We start from the raw sequence: 17,865 nt of genomic DNA, 5'->3' as shown, positions 1-17,865 counted from the left end.
TTCCTGCTTGAAATATCAGCATGAAAATAAAGTAGTTCTCCACCACCCTCACCCCCTTCTAGAGGATCGCTCGAGTAAAATATTTGTCCCCTGTTGATATGTATGTAGGATAGACTCAATTCATGCGTTTTTTTGTTATGAATTGGATGTACGGTCAGAAGGAAGAACTCCCGGATTATCTTTTTGCGGATAATCCGGGAGTTTTTTCATTAGCGAGGAGGTTTTTGATGAATTTTCATTGGATGAGTTGAAATCTTGTTGAAATCGACTCTTTTTATGAGGTTTTTGTGAGCTGGATTAGCGTATGAGAAAATTTATCAGCGATTTTTTGAATATATCAGCGAAATCTTGATTTTATCAGCGAAACCCACTTTTATTCCTCAACTACCTCAAAAATACCACCTTTTTTATGAAAGTTATGCTTACATAATATTTTCTATTGCATATGGAGACTTTTTTATGTAAATTAGTCAAGTATGTTTAATAGGAGGTATCATCATGAATCAAACACAAAACACTCAGCGCGTTCAAATCGCGACAGCGGATCCATCTGCGCTTGGACTTTTTGGATTAGCTATGGTTACCCTTGTCGCTTCTTCAGCGAAACTTGGATGGACGGATGGAGTTTCTTTTGTATTACCATGGGCGATTTTCCTTGGTGGAATTGCACAGCTGATCGCATGCTTTGGAGATGCAAAACATAATAATACATTCGGTTCCACTGCATTTGGAGCATTCGGATTATTTTGGCTTGGAGTCGGAACATCCTGGTTAATTTCATTCGGTGTGTTTGGAGAAGCAGCGGCGGCTGCAGTTGATCCACACCAACTGGGGATTGCATATATCGGTTACCTGATTTTCAGTATTTTTATGACCGTTGGCGCGATGGAAACACATAAGGTCTTATTTATTATATTTGTCCTGATTGATTTCTTATTTATCGGCCTGTCCCTGTCTACACTGGGGATTGCACCTGAAGCCATGCATAAATTAGCGGCCATTTCCGAGTTGTTTATTGCATTATTCAGCTTCTACGGCTCTGCTGCAAGTGTGTTGAACACCCACTTTGGGAGAGAAACACTTCCTGTAGGAAAGCCATTCGGGATATTTAAGTAAGCGAAAAAAGAGATAGATGACAGGCTCATCTATCTCTTTTTTTCATTATTTTTTCAATACGGGAATCAAGATGTCGAACTCAAACCCACCCATACAGGGGGTCACTTCATCTGGCTAACCCTCTCTCAAAAGCAGCTAAATGATTCTGTGAAGCATCCCTCAATTGTGTAAAAACAAATCTTATATCTTGAGGAAGATTGTAAGTCAGAAATTTATTATACATAGCTATATTATCAATTTCACCCTGAACTCCTGCTGCGTATGCACTCTTAATCGAATCCGGAGTTGAGGTATAGGCATGAGAATCATCTTCAGGCAATGACACACCATAGCGCTGGAAAAGGGTTTGCAAAGCTGCAATATGCCGCAGCTCGGCTTCTTTTATTCTTAAGAAGGTTCGAACATTACCGAAATTCTGTATGATTCGATCGTATCTAGCCTGAGCCAGGTATTCATCTTGTATGGCATAAACGAGCATTAGAGGGACAGTGAGTGAAGTTGCCTCAAGTGCTCCTTTTGCGCCGTAATTCATCTGCCTCTCCTGTCTCCAGCTTCCTTGGTTCTTGATAAAGTAATACAAAAACCAGACGGCATGATTTTGTTCATCTGCAGCAGCCCGACGGAATGATTCCTTTATATAGGTATCTTGGGCTCCATCAGCAATCTCTAAATAGAAATCAACCGTTTCTTGCTCGTCTTTTATGGCGAATTCAAGACCTCTTTTGTATGAATCAGGACAACCTTCTTGCAATTGAGGAGTGGGCGGAACTCCTGTTATAGTCGTATAGATATCACTGAAAGCTTTGAAATGGCGCATTTCATCTTTTCGAATTTCTCGAATCTGATTTTTCTCTTCTTCGGTTGGGGCCAATTTGGCAAGTTTTTTATAACAAGCGATCGCACTATATTCTCCGTTAATTGCCTTTTGTATATCTTTTATCAGTGATTGATTCTCCTGAACCCGCGAGTAACCATCTAAATGAAAAGGTTTGAATTGACGATAAAACTGATAAGGATTCATATAGAAAGACACCTCTCCTTTCTGTCTGTCATTAAGTATCTTATGACTTCCCCCTAAATCGGGTGTCTGGAGATTTTCACTTTACCTCTTCTTATGTACTACTTCATACGCATCCAAAAGATCCTTCACCAAAATATTATTGATCCTCAATCCGTGCGTCTCACAATCTATTAATTCAACATTATTCAGATTACAACTTTTAAACTGACTCCCTTTAAGATCACAACGCTCAAATCTTACAGGCTCTTCCTCATCTTCAAGAGTCGTGTCATGAACGTAAACGCCACCGAAAGTCACATGGGCGAATTCACTATGTGAAAGATTCAAATCAGCAATCAGGGATTTTTTGAAATTAATATTTTGAAAGCGGGATTCACTTAGATTGCAATTGCTAAATTGAGCTCCCATTAGGTTACTGTTACTAAATGTGGTATGAACCCCGGCGATCCCATAGAAATCCGTCTCCGTCATGTCGCTCTGTTCCACTTGCAGCCGAGAAAGGTCAACTTGTCCCAAGGTATCACCTTGAATGAGAATCTCCCTCGTCTCAACCTCTACTGTAGCATTAAGTTGTACCCTTTTTTCATAGCAGAATTCATCTTCTGATTCAAATATTTTCGTGTACCCCATCTTCTCGTAAAAGGCATGATTATTCAGCTGCCGGCTAGATGTCTCAAGTTCCCACGATTTCACCAGTGGAAACTCCTTTTCTATTAATCTTATGGCAGATGAACCAATTCCTTTTCCCTGGTAATCCGGATCAACAAAGATACGGTCGACTCTTCCATGGCGCTTTCCCCCTAACGTGACATTCACACCTCCAACAAGCTCTTCTTGATAAAGGATTTTGAAATAATTCAATTCTAGGATCATATACTTCCCCATCTCGATGGAGTCGTAGCCTGGTGGCTGGATATTGTAATCGACGACATTCTCTGCATATGAAAGCCATTTTTCTTTTTCAGCATCAAACACTTTCCTTTTTATATCTGTAAGGATACCTGCATCTTCTATTCGTGCTCTTTCTATTGTGATTGTACTCATTTACTTTCTCCTCTTTATCTCTTATTAATTGCTCATTAAGCAACAGATTTGCATTGAAATACTTTCATTTCCTCTCTTCGGTTTTCATTATATGGGAAATTATAACTTAAATTAGTGTTTTTTGTAAAAAAAGTCTCTTATTAGACATTCATCTCCATTGTCTATATAGTTACATTAACTGCACTTTTTTCATTGCTTACATAGTTCATAGAATTCTAGTTTAGAGGAGGAGGTAAGATTCGTGTCTAATGAGTATAATTTAGCGTCATCCGAATACCATTCATTAATAGCCACCTCTAAAAAGTTGTTCCATAGCATAAGCAAACATTTAAATGTTCAAACGGCTTATGTAACAAGACGAGACGATGATGCCATGACTGTTTTAAGTTCTTTTAACGAAAAAGAAGAAATCATTCCAGAGGGTTACTCTGTTAAATATGGGGATACATATTGTAGATTGATTATAATGAATGAAAACAATGAGATGCATAAGATTAACCTTGAAGAAGATGCCATCACCAAAGAATTGGAAGTTACATCTCAATTAGGGGTAAAAGGCTTTCTCGGGGTTACACTAAGAGATATACAAGGGGATGTATTCGGAACATTATGTGTCATGGATAAAGAAGAGAAGAATTTCTGTCAGTCGGATATTGAATACCTTCAATCCATGGCAGATATTCTGTCTTATATCGTGGATTTGGATCAAACCAAATTTAATATGAATTACTTGAGTGTTCCGATTATCCCGATTACAGAAGGAATAGCCTGTCTTAGTATTCAAGGAGTCATCGATGAAATACGTGCAGAAAAAATAATTAACAAAGTTCTCGAATATGGGTCCAGTCACGATACGGTGTACTTTATTATCGACTTATCCGGTCTGCTCATTTTAGATGGAGTATTTCCAACGGTATTTATTAACTTAGTAAAATCACTCAAGATAATGGGCATTGAATCGATTCTCACAGGAATCACACCTGATCTTGCGATTCACGAAAAGGAGAGCGGACAATTATCTCAACTACCTATTGTCAAGGTACGCAATTTAGAATCTGCGTTGAAGTATATTGGCTTTCATTTAACCGAAACGCCTACTCATTGATTTGAAAGTAGATCGTCGCAAACCCTCTTTACTACCATCCCAATAAAAGAAGATGAAGCCCTGCGTTAGAAAACGAGGGCTTCATTTTTTATTTTTGACAACATTCTTTTTTTACATTTTCATCTTTCACTTCAACCAACTTCACTTTGCAGCAATCCTTCTGTTCATTCTGACCCATCAAACTCTTTAACCATTTCATTTTTTTCACCTCCTTATATAAGGTAAAATAAGAAACCCGACATAGTAGACATGGTGAGTACAGAGCCAATAAAAGCTACCACAAGCTTCTTCTTAAAGATGCTATGGAGTAAAGTCACTTCCGGAAGGCTTGCTCCTGCTGATGCAATCATTAGAGCCATTACTGGTCCCAGTGCCATACCTTTAGCAATAAGAATTTGAGAGATCGGGATCATTGTAGATAGTCGGATGTATAAAGGAATCCCGATAATCGCAGCTATCGGCACCAGCCACCAATTCTCGCCTCCTAAATAGGTTGTAATCCATTCTGTTGGAACAGAACCATGAATAACCGAACCAATCCCTGCCCCGATAATAAGAAATGGATAGACATTTTTCATAAGTGTAAGTGTTTCTCTTATCGCTTTCTTAATGTCGATACCATTCTCAGGGGCTGAGAAATTTTCTACCATTACATTTTTCAGTTGTCTTTCAAATCCAAATGCACTCAACGCAAATCCGATGATAATAGAAAAAGAAGTGGTTAAAATCGTATATGCAATTGCTACTTTCCATCCCAGTAAGTAGGTCATCAAGGACAAAATCGTTAAATCCAGTACAGGAGAGGCAAAAAGGAAAATCATCACAATGGGAAAGCGGACTTTGTTTCGCAATAGATTTACGACTATAGGGATGGTTGAACAGGAGCAAAATGGTGTGACGAACGCAAAACCAACAGCAATCAGAGCACTCAACAGAGGATGGCTTCTATCCATCAGCTCCTCCATCCTTTTATAGGGAATGAGTCCTTGCAGTAAATGAATAATAAAGGAAATTCCGACAAACAGCACAGTTAGTTCAAGAGCAATACTGATGAAATCTTTCAATATAGTCATTTTTGACTACCTCCATTTTGTTGAATCAATTTTTTTTGATTAATAAATCGAATTAAAACAATCTCTTTCACAAAACATCCGTCTAAGCTTACATCAACTTTTTTTGATTAATAAGGCATAAAGAGATTGAGCATCTTATTCCTTCCTAAACAAGCAGCAAAGTTGTTCTGATAACAAGTGATTCAATTCAGAGTGATTTAATGTATAGTAACTCCACGTGCCACGTGTTTCTTTCAAGATCAACTCAGCGTCCATTAAAATTTTCAGATGGTAGGAAAGTTTAGATTGGGGTAAGTCTAATTTATCCGATAAGTCACATACGCACACTTCTCCCATTTCAGTAATTTGATGCAGGATAAATAACCTTTTTTGATCTGCAAGTGCCTTGAATTTTTTTTCGTATTTACTGAAGGTTGAATCCAGAGATATATCTTTTAATGGAATTTGTTTATTCATGCTATCTGCTCCTCTTAAATCAAGTTTATTTGATATATCCTCACTATATGCAGGATCTTCCAATAAGTCAACTAATAAATCGAAAAGATTTGATTTATAATTAAAAATATGAAAGCCATCTATTCATGCTGATTAGACGACTTTCTTACGGGGTTACATTATTCGCAGCTTTTTATATTTCCTCTTCCCTACCTGCACAATCAGTCCATCTTCAATCTCTACTTCTAATTGTATATCCAGAACCTTTTCTGAATTGATTCTGATTCCTCCATTTTGAATCATCCGCCGCGCTTCACTCTTTGATCCTTGCATATTCAGTTCAACAAGTAAGTTGATAATGGGCACTCTACTTTCACCTGTCCACTGTATCTCTGGAATGTCATCAGGCATGGCGCCTTTTTGGAATACTTCCTTAAAATTGTTCACGGCTTGCACGGCTGATGCTTCTCCGTGGTACATAGACACGATGGTTTTTCCTAAATGTATTTTGGCATCTCTAGGGTGGAGTGTCCCTTGAATTAATTCCTTCTCTATTTTCGATTTCTCATCTAAAGATATGTCCGTTATCAGGTTGAAGTATTTTATGATTAATTCATCCGGAATCGACATCGTCTTCCCAAACATTTGGTTAGGATCTTCATCAATTCCAATGTAATTATGTTTTGATTTTGACATTTTATCTACGCCGTCAAGACCTTCAAGTAAAGGAAGTAATATGACAACTTGTTTTTCCTGGTTATAATGCTCTTGAAGATGCCGCCCCATCAACACATTAAACTGCTGATCCGTCCCGCCAAGCTCCACATCACTTTCTAATGCGACGGAATCGTATCCTTGCATTAACGGGTAGAAAAACTCATGAAGCGAAACTGGCTTCCCTGTTGACAACCGATTCGAAAAATCGTTTCTTTCAATTAATCGAGCAACCGTTATCTTTGAGGACAAATGAATCACATCTTCAAGATTCAACGATGACAGCCATTTTGAATTGTAATGAAGCTCCACCTTCTCTTTGTCCAAGACTTTCCCAAATTGCTCAAAGTATGTTTGGGCATTTCTCTTCACCTCTTCATCAGTCAGCTGCTTCCTTGCAACAGACTTGCCAGTTGGATCACCGATTTTACCGGTGAAATTCCCAATAATGAGCTGTATGGTATGACCGTTTTCTTGGAACTGCCTTAATTTGTTCAGAACAACCGTATGACCCAGGTGAACATCGGGAGCCGTTGGGTCTAGACCCAGCTTGATTTTCAATGGTACTCCAGTTGCAATTGACTTGACGAGTTTGTTTCTTAATTCTGTTTCTGGAATGATTTCATGCACTCCATTTTTGTATACGGCTAACTGCCTTTCTACTTCTGCCTGTTGTTCTTGTGAAAGTGATTCCCACTTGTGTTGCATGATCATTCCTCCTTAATAATATGTTTCGTTCAAAGATTTGTCAGGTTGGTGGGGTTCTCTGAAATTATTTTAATTCGCTGATAAATCCTGGATTTCGCTGATAAAATGAAAATTCCGCTGATATATTTGATTGCCAAATTCGAATTTGTGATTTCGCAGTTAAATCAAAGATTTCGCCGTTATCCACTCTCCTCAACTAAAAATCACACCAAAAAACCACGCCCCTAAAAAAGGGACGTGGTTAACGCGGTACCACCCTCATTGAAGATTTCTCTTCCACTTCATACGGATAACGGACCGGCCGTTCTCTGCTACTAATGGGTTCACAGAGAATGTTTAAGGAGGTAATTCGCGCTTATCTTTGTACTGATTCCCACCAGCCATCAGCTCTCTTCACCAGGGAGATAAGTCACTACTCATTCCTATCATGACATCTAAGATTATGAATTTTCATTTATTTTACATAAGTATGCCATAAAATACAATAATAATTTTTTATCCCTTCACAATCCCCATTACAAACCCGTCGTAACCTTTAGACCCAACGGTTTGAACAACCGTTGAATCAATGCGGGGCTCTTTAGACAACATATCAACAAAATAGCGCACACCCTGAACGCTTTCATCTCCGCTATTATTATCGATTACTCTTCCCCCGCGTACCACATTATCTGTAATGATGACAGCTCCAGGTTGCGAAAGCTCGAGTGCCCATTTTAAATAATTTGCATTGTTTTGTTTGTCTGCATCGATGAAAATAAAGTCAAATTCACCCTCAATAGTCGGCAACGTATCTAAGGCAGCACCTACCTTAATTTCCACCTTTCGATCCATTCCAGCGTTTTGAATGTTTATTGCGGCTACTTTTGCATGTTTTTCACTATATTCCAAGGTTACAAGATGGCCGTCCTCGGGCAATGCACGTGCAAGCCAGATTGTACTATAGCCTCCGAGTGTCCCGATTTCCAATATGCGTTTCGCTCCTTTAAGCTGTGCAAGCAAAGAAAGAAACTTCCCTTGATTCGGAGATACATCGATTGCAGGCAGTTCTGCTTCACTATTTGCCTTCAATACAGAATCCATAAGTGGATCTGATACTTGAAGTTTATTCATAAAATATTGATCTACTTCTGTCCATGTTTTTGTTGATTTCATCACCATCACTCCTTAGTATGTAACTTTCATAAATAATAGTAGCATAATTTACCATATAAAAAATTATTTAACGTAACTTTTTATCTCTCAAAACAAAATCCACCTTAATGATATCAACCTATTCGGGCATAATAACCAAAACAATTTGTCTTGGAGGGTTCATTCTTGCATACCTTTGAACAGGCATTATCCATTTTTGCACTTGGCGGAATCAATGAAATCGGAAAAAATATGTATGTCATTCAACATCATGATGATATTATTATCATTGATTGTGGAGGTAAGTTTCCTGATGAAAGTCTTTTGGGGATCGACTTAATCATTCCTGATGTTACTTATCTTGAAAAAAACAAAGATAAAATACGGGGGTTAATTGTCACTCATGCCCACGAGGATCACGTAGGTGGCATTCCTTATCTTCTAAAAAAAATAAACATACCCATTTATGCTACATATTTCACCCTGGGACTGATCGAACTAAAATTAGAAGAGCACAGGCTTATAAGAGAGACAAAACTTGTAACCATCGACTCAAATTCTAACCTGAATTTCGGAACGATCGATGTTTCGTTCTTCAAGGTCAGTCACAGCATTCCGGATTGTTTAGGTATCGTATTTCATACGCCGGAAGGAAATATCGTACATACCGGAGACTTTAAATTCGACTTAACCCCTGCCAATCATCAATACTCGGACATTCATAAAATGGCCAGGATCGGCGATGAAGGGGTATTGGTCTTACTTTCTGAAAGCACGAATGCGGAGCGGAGCGGATTGACCCCTTCTGAACAAATGGTGGGGAATCATATGGATGAAGCGTTCTTAAAAGCCACTGGAAAGATCTTTGTCTCAACCTTTGCTTCCAATGTCAACCGGGTCCAACAGGTAGTCGATGCTTCCATTAAGACAAACAGGAGGCTGGCATTATTAGGAAGGAGCATGATCAATGTCGTTTCAGTCGCCATGGAACGGGGATATTTAACTGTGCCTGACGGGATGCTGATTGATGCCCGTGAAATTGATGCATTACCTCCCGAAAAGGTAGCGATTTTATGTACGGGAAGTCAAGGGGAACCTATGGCTGCACTAGCTCGCCTATCTACTGGAAGATTCAGGGACGTATACGTTTATCCAGGTGATACGGTCATTCTGGCTGCTTCACCAATACCAGGAAACGAAAAGAACGTATCACGTATTCTGGATCATTTATTTCAACTGGGTGCCCACGTGATTTACGGAAGTGGAAGTACAACAGGCATGCATGTGTCAGGACACGGGTACCAAGAAGACTTAAAACTCATGCTAACATTAATGAAGCCGACTTACTTTATTCCTATACATGGTGAATACAGAATGCTTCATCATCACCGAATTCTGGCTGAATCGGTAGGAGTGGAAGCAGGAAATACTTTTATAATAAAAAACGGTGAAGTCGTTGATATTGAGAATTCCGTTGCCCGTCAAACGCGTGCCATTCCTGCAGGAGACACCTTTGTAGATGGCTTGAGCGTCGGAGATATCGGATCAATTGTTTTTCGGGATCGAAAACAACTTTCTGAAGATGGAATGCTTATCATTGTCATCACCCTTAGTAAGTCGGATCATTCGATTATTTCTGGACCTGATACCATTTCACGGGGATTCGTTTTTGTACGAAACTCAGAAGACCTATTAAAGGACGTAAACCATCTCGTAAAAAAAGTCGTAGATGAATTGTCTGCAGAAAATATTCGCGACTGGAAAGAAATGAAACAGGCCATCAAAAAAGACGTAGGTCAATACCTATTCAAGCATTTGAAGAGGAAACCAATGATCTTGCCAATCATTATTGAAGTATAGTTGGAAATGTCGGGTGCTTATGTACCTGGCATTTTTTAATAAAAAAGCACCCAACCAAAAGTCAGGTGCTCTCCAATCCATTATTTCTCTAACTTGTTTCCTTCATAAATCTTCACATCTAAAGGAGCCGCTAAATACTCAGGCGCTCTTCCAACAAATGAAGAAAAATGCTCACTCGCATTGTGTTTCTCAACGGCAGCAGCATCCCTCCACACCTCAACCATAGTATAGACACTTTCTCTTTCTGTATCTTTCATTAAGTCATATGAGATGTTTCCATCTTCTGCTCTGGATGCTGCTATAAGTGGACGAATCTCTTCTAAAAATGCGTGTTCTTTGGTTGGATTAATATGAAATTCTGCATGTATAATAATCATATATTTTTCCTCTTTTCTCATCTTTATTTCCATTCTGTGATGGACTCTACTGGCAGGCGAACAGATTTGTAGCCTGCATCCGCCGCTTTTCCTATTGAAATCAGCATGACTGGATAGTAACGGTCTTTGTCCATACCGTATGCTTCAGCAATTTGATCCTTTTCATATCCACCAATCGGATTTGTATCAAATCCGTGAGCACGTGCAGCAAGCATTAGCTGCATGGATACTAAGCCTGCATCGATGAGGTTCATTTCCCTGAACTGTTCAGTTGTCATCATTTGTAGTAATCCTTTAATAGATGGTAGCTGTCTGTCTCTTACTTCTGCAGGCATATACCCTTCTTCTACTGCTTGATTGTAAATCTCATCCGCATAGTCAAGGCTGTTCATATCTACAAATACCGCAATAACTGCAGATGAAGTTTTGACTTGGGTCTGATTGAATTTCGCAAGTGGTGCAAGTTTTTCTTTCCCTTCTGGACTATCGATAACAACAAAACGCCATGGCTGCAAGTTTACAGATGATGGTGCTAGAGTGGCTTCGGTTAGAATCTCTCTCATTTCTTCTTTACTGATTTTCACAGACGGGTCATAGTTACGGATGGAACGACGGCCTGTGATGATTTCGTTGAAGTCATTGATTTTTGTTTGATTCATGGTGCATTCTCCTTTATGGGTAAAATCTAGTATTCAATCTCCCGAACATTATCCTGAATACGATTTAGCATGTCCGATAAAACCGAACGTTCTTCTTTTGTAAAGCTTTTAAAGACTTTTGAGATAAAGATCTCTTTCTCTTCACGATAAGCCTCTATTTTTTTACGGCCTTCTTCTGTCAACCGAACAAATGTAAACCTGTTATCATCAGGATTTTTACGGCGGGAGACCATCCCTTTTCCTTCAAGCTGCTTTAAGTGTCTCGTCACGGCTGCACTATCAATATTCACTTCTCTTTGTAAAGCCGTTTGACTGATCTCTTCCACTTCAAACAACTTGTGCAAAAGATCCAAACGAGACTGACTGATTCCGGTACAGCGCTCAAACTTGGGACTCATTTGCTTATATATATCATTTAGTTGAACAATTATCTTCTCTTCTTCACGACACGAGATGGACAAAGCATCCTCCTCCTCCATTTTAATTGAGGGGTCAATCATTGACCTGTCAATTAATATAATACATGTCGTTTTATTAGTCAAATATTTGGACCTGGGAGAAGGATCTAATGAATTAAAGGATTCCTTTTGACAAATGTAGAAAGTGTAAAGTGAGAAAATGTCGAGAATTAAAGGAGATTATAACCTATGATAAATTCAGTTACAAACATTCCGATTCCCTCTATTTTAGAAATTGGATCTGACGTATTGTCACGGTTAGACGATGTTTTAAAAAGGCATCCATTCACCAACGCTATCGTATTATTTGATGAATTTTCATATACCACTTTAAAAAACACAATCGAAAACGCCTTGTCCCATCTCTCTATTGAGTGCGTAAAGCTGGATGACACAATGGATATACATGAATTACTTTCTGCCGCATTTTCTTGGAGCCGCTTTGATGTCGTTATGGCGGTTGGAGGTGGAAAAGTTGTCGATTACGGAAAATATGTGGCTTTTTCCAGAAGAAGTCCATTCATATCGATTCCAACTGCCCCATCAAACGACGGATTCGCGAGCAGTAACTGCTCATTAATCGTTGATGGCAAGAAGACAACGGTCCCCGCAAAGGTCCCATATGGAATCATAGTAGATTTAGATATTATAAAGCATGCACCAGATCGATTCATTCTAGCGGGGATTGGCGATCTCATGTCTAATCTGACAGCTCTATATGATTGGGAGTTTGAAGAAAAAAACGGGGTTGGTTCTGTAAATGCCTTCGCCTATATGCTCAGTAAGAAAGCCGTTAATAGCTTTATCCGGACACCGATGCATGAATTAAAAAATGAAATCCTTCTTAAAGAATTAGTCAGTTCGTTAACAATGGGAGGGGTTTCGACGGTCATTAGCGGAAACAGTGCCCCCATCAGCGGCTCAGAGCATTTGATTTCCCACAGTCTTGAAATCATTTCTAATACACCGCAAATGCATGGAATTCAAGTAGGTGTCGCCACCTATATCATGGCAAAAGTTCAAGAGCATAGAATAGAACGTATTGAAAAAGTTTTTACACGAACTGGTTTTTTTGACTATGTTAAAACAATTGGGTTAATTAAAGCAGAATACAAAGAAGCGATTTTAATGAGTACATCGATCAAACCTAATCGTTATACCTATCTACATGATTCCAGTTATCGACAAAGAGCCTTGGAGATATTAGATGAAGACCCTTTGTTGCAGGAGATCTTTTCCTGAGTGAAAATGAAAAAGGCCAGGTAATGAGGGAAACTATCTTCCTACCTGGCCGTCTATATGGATTATTTCTTAAACACGCTAAACTTAGGTCCCATCACTTGAATGAGTAAAGGACTTACTCCTTTGGTTGGTCTAACGCTTGATAAGCAGCCTGATATTTTCCGCCTTCTGCAACCTCTGAATGATACAATGCTTTAAGAGCAAACGTACGCTCTAAATTCATCTCATCCATCAATACTTTCAGACGACTTTGCAATTCTTTATTATCCCTGATTAACTGTTTCATTTGTGATTTCATATATTTCATAAGGCGTTTCCCCTTTTCTACTTGAACAATTCATCCATTATAACACTGCTGGTCACAGTACTAAAGGGATTTCTTATAAAACACCCTGTTAACATCCTTCACTTCACACCCATTTGCAAGAAATGTTCGAATCATCGGAGCGTTATTCTTACTTGTCCCCCCGATATAATTTTTTGCATGAAACTCACTAGCTAACAGATTAAGTGCCAGTTTATGAAGGATCTTACTCTTTCCTTTGTTTCTTTCATCAGGAATCAATCCGAAATAAAACAACCTTCCCTCATCTACCGTACCCGGTTCTATATGTGGCATTATGACCCCAATAGGCTGATCTCCTTCATAAACCGCAATACAGGAATCCTTATAGCTGTCACCTAATTCGATTTCTACACTTTTCATATGTTCTGGCATGGTTAAACGAGATGGAGCATTAAGGGAGCCCTCCATAGATTGCATCCAAATATGAGCAAATTCATTTTCTGAAATCATATGTAAATTTTTCAATGTAAAAGAGTGTTTGATTTCCGACTTCTCAAGCTTTTTATACACAGTCACAAATTCATCAACCAGGTCATATCCTTTCCCCTCTAAATACTCATCCACTTCCCGGGAGAATGTTTGACTCACAAGAATCTTCAAGTTAGATAGGGAATGATAAGGCGGGCTCTGATCCAGATAACTGACAAGTTCTTTCAGTTCTGCAATGGTCAAATCATTCGTATCCTCAATGGTCGCATAGTTTTCACCATGAATGATTTTTACTTTTTCGATGAATGGCTTTTGTTGTTTATTCAATGTATAGTCCTCCTTTTCTATCTGCTACATATACATCATCTGAAAATAAAATCACTCGACACCGGCTTTTTTCCGACTTCCCTTGCCCACACGGATAATTGACCAATATGATGAATCTCATGAGTCACCACATGTTGCATAACCTTTTTGTATGTAAAGTTGTATGTTCTACCTGACCTTGATGTCATATTAAATTCTTTCTTTCCATAGGCAGAAGTCCATAATGACAGAAGGCTTTCCGTTTGCTGCCGAGTCGTTTCTGAAAACTCAATGACTTCGTCTAGCGTCGAAATAGTGTGGAAATCCTTTTTCGCCACGGGTTTCCCTTGTAATTGATTCATCCAAATTTGCTCACAGTCCACTACATGAAAGAGATTCTTCAGAATGCTCCCCATCCCGCCTGTACGCTCTTTCGTCAATTCATACTGATCAATTTCCCTGCACCAATCAAACCATTCTTCCCGTAACTGCCAATTATAAGAAAAAAGTTCTACCATCTTTTCAACCTGCCCTTCATGATTTTATGTATTCTAAAAGCAGTGAACAATCCAACAACAATGATTAAAGGGGGTTGCCTTCATTCATAGAATATCCCCTCAATTTAATGAAAGGAAAAATAAGATGCCATTGATTACTCCCAGACTTAACAAAGTGATCAATAAAAACGTTCTTCCCCACATTTTTTTAAAATATAAATATAGCAATCCAAAATATATGAATCCTACCGTGATCAGACAAAGAAAGAATTCTCCTATCATTTTCCTATATACATGAATGCCCTTAACATGAACCCATTCGAATGTATGGTTAAGATCCAGGGGGACAGTGAAGAACATGAATCCCCACCCAGCGAAAATAAAAATTCCCAATAAACGAAGGAACGAGTACATACTCATCTGCTTTTTTGGATGATTATCTACCATCGGTTCATATTCAAAATCTTTATTTTCTACTCTTAATCCCATAAAAAAATCCTTTCTGCCTGTTCTTTTCTACTAGTACGAAAGAACAAACAGAAAGGTTTCAAATTATTCCAAATTTATTATTAAGTGGTAAATACTATCTTCCCAGATGTTTCCCCAAATAAATACCACTTGCCGCTGCCTGAGACAAGGAATGGGTTTCTCCCGAGCAGTCACCAATGAGATACAGATTTGACACATCTGTTTCAAAGTTCTGATCCGTCGGTAATTTAGGTTCATAGAATTTCGCATCCAAACCGTACAAAAGTGTATCAGGATGTATAGTCTCCCCAATAAGCCTTTCCAAAGAAGCGAAAAACTTCTCGAGCGCCATCACATACAATTCTGGAACCTCTTCCCGAAGATTCCCATAATCCGCTTTTAGGGACGGACCTACCAGATTCCCATCCAACGTTTCTGTATTCCTATCTGATTTGAAATCTTCCAATCTCTGAACGACAATCCGATCTCGTCCTTGATTGATTCCACCTATGATGTTCATTGCATAGTCCATTGCCTCATCATGGGAGAGAAAATAGCGTGGAACGAACAAGCTGAAGTTCAGATTCGCACTTGGTATATCTTCTTCACGGGCATTTTGTCCATCAGGCATCACTACGCCATGCTGGTGCTTCCGTATGACCCTCCCTCGCGGATTCATACAATAAGTTGTCGCACTGAATGATTCCCTCTCGATCTTCAGCTTTGCTTCAAATGTATCTTTTAATATCGATTGAAGCTGATCACCTTTCATTTCCACACGTATCCCCAAATCCAGACGGGTTTCTCCTGGATAAAGTCCAAGTGATCCTGCTTGTTCTTTCAGCCATGTGCTGCCACTCATTCCTGTACCAATCACTAATTTCCCCGTCGTAAAATCACCGATATTGGATTTTAAATGAAAGCCCGCCTCATTTTTAGAGATCGTTTCTACATGAGTTTCGAAACTAAAGGTAATACGGTTTTTCAGCACCTTATACATTTTATGAAAAACCTCACTCGCCAAGCGTGTTCCTAAATGACGGACCTCTGTTGAAAGCACCTTTAAATCAGCCATACCGGCTCTATTCGAAAGTATCTCATTTTTCGTGCTATAGGAGGGGATGATGTCACCGCCAAACTCGCAGAGGATATCGTCTACTTCCTTCATCAAATCAAGTGTCGTTTGTTCTCCAATCTTCCTACCAAGCTCTCCTCCGAAATCATTTGTATAATTAAATTTCCCTTCTGATTTCCCAAGACCTGCAAACCCAATGTATTTACTGCACATTCCTTCACAAGTACATACTCCTCCCTCATCTAACCCACATGTACGTTCACTCAGTTTTTTGCCGAGATCAATCATGTGGATGGAAACATGTTCATTGTGCTTCATCAAGGTGTAAGCGAGAAACACACTGCTCACACCTGCTCCGATGATGGTGATGTCGTGATGATTCGATTGCATCCTCTGCTCCCCTTTCTTAGTTGTAGACGTTCATGTGCCACTTTATATCAGGACGATTAAAATCGATGTTTCTTAATCTCTCTTTCAATTGACTTTCAGTAATCATATCTGAATTCTCCAAACCAAAATGCCTTCCATTTCCATCCTACCATAAAAGAGAAATGAGGAAGGTCCGTCCCTCTATTTATCTTTCAAACTGTGATGAAGATAGGGAAAGGAAGCGAGTGTTGAGATGGCTCCAGCAAGCATGATGGTCTGGTCTGTACCTATTGCTTCAGCCAGTATTCCTGCAAGAAATGCGGCCAGGGGCATGAATACCCAAGTCATGAGGCGGCTTGTGGCCTGCACCCTTCCCAATAAGTGATCAGGTGTCAGCGTTTGCCGGATTGTAATGATGCATGGACTCATCATCGAAGCACAAAAGGTTCCAACTGCATTCATGATCACAAGCCAAAAATAGGTTTCTATAAAGCCGAAACACAGGATCGAAAGCCCTCCAATGACAGAGGCCGTAAATAAAATGCTCCGATAAGAAAACCGCTTCCGAAAAAGGTTTGACGTAACAGCGCCAAGAATGGCACCTACTCCACCCATTGATAATAACCAACCAATCATGACCGTATTTAAACTGATGGAATCTTTTAGGTGAAATACCAACAATGTGAGAAACAATGTAGTTCCGAACACAGAAGATACCATGGCTAGATTGGTGTACAAAATCGGCTTGGTCTTTATAACGAATTGAAACCCCTCCCTGATCTCTCCCCATATGGAATGCCTTGATGAATCTCTCTCATTTATCTTCATCCGGAGACTCGCAATGGCAAGAAAAGATACCAGGAAACTGACGCTGTTCACCAACAGGGCATATCCTGGATTCAAAAAGGAAATGATCAGCCCTCCCAAACCTGGTGCCAGAAAAACCGTCAAATTAAATATCCCGGAATTTAGTGAATTCACAGCTTGAAGGTCTTCTCTTCTCACTAGGCTTGGTACTGAAGCAAATTGAGATATATTGTATATTTGGCTTAAACATCCGATACCGAACACAACGGGATATACCATCCACATCTCCAGTACCTCCATGATAAATAGAACCCCAATCATCCCAACAAGTAAACATCGCCCTAAATCACATAAAAGGAGCAGGTGCTTCCGGTTGAATTTATCGGACATGATACCTGCGAAGGGCTGCAATAGAATCGGCAGCCGTTCAAGCGCCGCCACAATCCCCATACTCACAGGTGATCCAGTGAGGGTTAATACCATTAGAGGAATTGCGATTAAATAGATTTGATCACCGAAAAATGAAATCAGATTCCCACCCATGAATCGGAAAACAGAATAGTTTTTCTTTAAGGGCGGGAAATCTTCCACTTGATTTAGCCTGACCGCACGCTCCCCCATA

General features: G+C 39.4%; 19 protein-coding genes and 1 other annotated feature. Of the genes, 4 read left to right on the top strand and 15 right to left on the bottom strand.

The annotated features are described in order from the left end of the window. The first annotated feature begins 498 nt into the window (after positions 1-498). Positions 499-1,116 carry an acetate uptake transporter gene (locus ACIFOD_RS11230; RefSeq protein ID WP_397551517.1) on the top strand — a complete coding sequence of 206 codons (618 nt, stop codon included), beginning with the start codon at positions 499-501 and terminating at the stop codon, positions 1,114-1,116. Between the two features lie 106 nt (positions 1,117-1,222). Here the strand turns inward: ACIFOD_RS11230 and ACIFOD_RS11225 are convergent, their stop codons facing one another. Continuing rightward, positions 1,223-2,137: a ferritin family protein gene (locus tag ACIFOD_RS11225; RefSeq protein WP_430314659.1), complete on the bottom strand. Its 915-nt coding sequence runs from the start codon at positions 2,135-2,137 to the stop codon at positions 1,223-1,225. An 81-nt stretch (positions 2,138-2,218) separates the two neighbouring features. After that, positions 2,219-3,181: a GNAT family N-acetyltransferase gene (locus tag ACIFOD_RS11220; RefSeq protein ID WP_430314658.1), complete on the bottom strand. Its 963-nt coding sequence runs from the start codon at positions 3,179-3,181 to the stop codon at positions 2,219-2,221. Between the two features lie 241 nt (positions 3,182-3,422). On the opposite strand from ACIFOD_RS11220, the gene ACIFOD_RS11215 reads away from it, so the two are divergent. Next, positions 3,423-4,286 carry a GAF domain-containing protein gene (locus ACIFOD_RS11215; RefSeq protein ID WP_430314657.1) on the top strand — a complete coding sequence of 288 codons (864 nt, stop codon included), beginning with the start codon at positions 3,423-3,425 and terminating at the stop codon, positions 4,284-4,286. A gap of 212 nt (positions 4,287-4,498) precedes the next feature. Here ACIFOD_RS11215 and ACIFOD_RS11210 read toward each other — a convergent pair whose 3' ends face one another. The 4 genes from ACIFOD_RS11210 to ACIFOD_RS11195 all read right to left on the bottom strand — a co-directional run bounded on the left by ACIFOD_RS11210 (position 4,499) and on the right by ACIFOD_RS11195 (position 8,371). Continuing rightward, entirely contained in the window at positions 4,499-5,359 is an 861-nt protein-coding gene (locus ACIFOD_RS11210) for a permease (RefSeq protein ID WP_430314655.1), read from the bottom strand. 135 nt (positions 5,360-5,494) lie between these two features. Next, the gene (locus ACIFOD_RS11205) at positions 5,495-5,815 is read right to left on the bottom strand and encodes an ArsR/SmtB family transcription factor (RefSeq protein ID WP_430314654.1); all 321 of its coding nucleotides are present in this window, start codon (positions 5,813-5,815) and stop codon (positions 5,495-5,497) included. A 153-nt stretch (positions 5,816-5,968) separates the two neighbouring features. Beyond that, entirely contained in the window at positions 5,969-7,216 is a 1,248-nt protein-coding gene (gene tyrS, locus ACIFOD_RS11200; RefSeq protein ID WP_430314653.1) for a tyrosine--tRNA ligase, read from the bottom strand. A 228-nt stretch (positions 7,217-7,444) separates the two neighbouring features. Further along, positions 7,445-7,654, bottom strand: a binding site (T-box leader). Between the two features lie 57 nt (positions 7,655-7,711). Continuing rightward, on the bottom strand, positions 7,712-8,371 hold the full coding sequence (locus ACIFOD_RS11195; protein ID WP_430314652.1) for an O-methyltransferase: 660 nt from the start codon (positions 8,369-8,371) through the stop codon (positions 7,712-7,714). A 165-nt stretch (positions 8,372-8,536) separates the two neighbouring features. Here ACIFOD_RS11195 and ACIFOD_RS11190 point away from each other — a divergent pair, with 165 nt between their 5' ends. Then, positions 8,537-10,210: a ribonuclease J gene (locus tag ACIFOD_RS11190; protein ID WP_430314650.1), complete on the top strand. Its 1,674-nt coding sequence runs from the start codon at positions 8,537-8,539 to the stop codon at positions 10,208-10,210. 80 nt (positions 10,211-10,290) lie between these two features. On the opposite strand, the gene ACIFOD_RS11185 is transcribed toward ACIFOD_RS11190, so the two are convergent. The 3 genes from ACIFOD_RS11185 to ACIFOD_RS11175 are packed head-to-tail and all read right to left on the bottom strand — an operon-like array spanning position 10,291 to position 11,707. Further along, on the bottom strand, positions 10,291-10,587 hold the full coding sequence (locus tag ACIFOD_RS11185; protein ID WP_430314649.1) for a putative quinol monooxygenase: 297 nt from the start codon (positions 10,585-10,587) through the stop codon (positions 10,291-10,293). A 23-nt stretch (positions 10,588-10,610) separates the two neighbouring features. Then, positions 10,611-11,246 (bottom strand): nitroreductase family protein, encoded by a 636-nt coding sequence (locus tag ACIFOD_RS11180; protein ID WP_430314647.1) that lies wholly within the window; start codon positions 11,244-11,246, stop codon positions 10,611-10,613. A 26-nt stretch (positions 11,247-11,272) separates the two neighbouring features. Then, the gene (locus ACIFOD_RS11175) at positions 11,273-11,707 is read right to left on the bottom strand and encodes a MarR family winged helix-turn-helix transcriptional regulator (RefSeq protein WP_430314645.1); all 435 of its coding nucleotides are present in this window, start codon (positions 11,705-11,707) and stop codon (positions 11,273-11,275) included. A 186-nt stretch (positions 11,708-11,893) separates the two neighbouring features. Between ACIFOD_RS11175 and ACIFOD_RS11170 the strand changes: the two genes are divergently transcribed. Then, positions 11,894-12,946, top strand: a complete 1,053-nt coding sequence (locus ACIFOD_RS11170; RefSeq protein ID WP_430314644.1) for an iron-containing alcohol dehydrogenase family protein — start codon at positions 11,894-11,896, stop codon at positions 12,944-12,946. Between the two features lie 115 nt (positions 12,947-13,061). Here ACIFOD_RS11170 and ACIFOD_RS11165 read toward each other — a convergent pair whose 3' ends face one another. The 6 genes from ACIFOD_RS11165 to ACIFOD_RS11140 all read right to left on the bottom strand — a co-directional run bounded on the left by ACIFOD_RS11165 (position 13,062) and on the right by ACIFOD_RS11140 (position 17,864). Next, positions 13,062-13,253, bottom strand: a complete 192-nt coding sequence (locus ACIFOD_RS11165) for a hypothetical protein (protein ID WP_428974046.1) — start codon at positions 13,251-13,253, stop codon at positions 13,062-13,064. 60 nt (positions 13,254-13,313) lie between these two features. Continuing rightward, the gene (locus ACIFOD_RS11160) at positions 13,314-14,048 is read right to left on the bottom strand and encodes a GNAT family N-acetyltransferase (RefSeq protein WP_430314642.1); all 735 of its coding nucleotides are present in this window, start codon (positions 14,046-14,048) and stop codon (positions 13,314-13,316) included. 35 nt (positions 14,049-14,083) lie between these two features. Next, positions 14,084-14,545, bottom strand: coding sequence for a DinB family protein (locus ACIFOD_RS11155; RefSeq protein WP_430314641.1), 462 nt, complete (start codon positions 14,543-14,545; stop codon positions 14,084-14,086). A gap of 99 nt (positions 14,546-14,644) precedes the next feature. Then, a complete protein-coding gene (locus ACIFOD_RS11150; protein WP_430314639.1) occupies positions 14,645-15,013 on the bottom strand; it encodes a hypothetical protein in 369 nt (122 codons plus the stop codon). A 94-nt stretch (positions 15,014-15,107) separates the two neighbouring features. Further along, a complete protein-coding gene (locus tag ACIFOD_RS11145) occupies positions 15,108-16,457 on the bottom strand; it encodes an NAD(FAD)-utilizing dehydrogenase (protein ID WP_430314638.1) in 1,350 nt (449 codons plus the stop codon). A gap of 180 nt (positions 16,458-16,637) precedes the next feature. Beyond that, positions 16,638-17,864, bottom strand: coding sequence for an MFS transporter (locus tag ACIFOD_RS11140; protein WP_430314637.1), 1,227 nt, complete (start codon positions 17,862-17,864; stop codon positions 16,638-16,640). Position 17,865: the final 1 nt, after the last annotated feature.

The organism is Rossellomorea sp. NRS-1567 (assembly GCF_050467885.1).
In the GTDB taxonomy this organism is placed as follows: Bacteria; Bacillota; Bacilli; order Bacillales; family Bacillaceae_B; genus Rossellomorea; species Rossellomorea aquimaris_C.
Note: the sequence above shows the minus strand (reverse complement) of the source record. Positions and strands in the feature narration are given on the sequence as shown.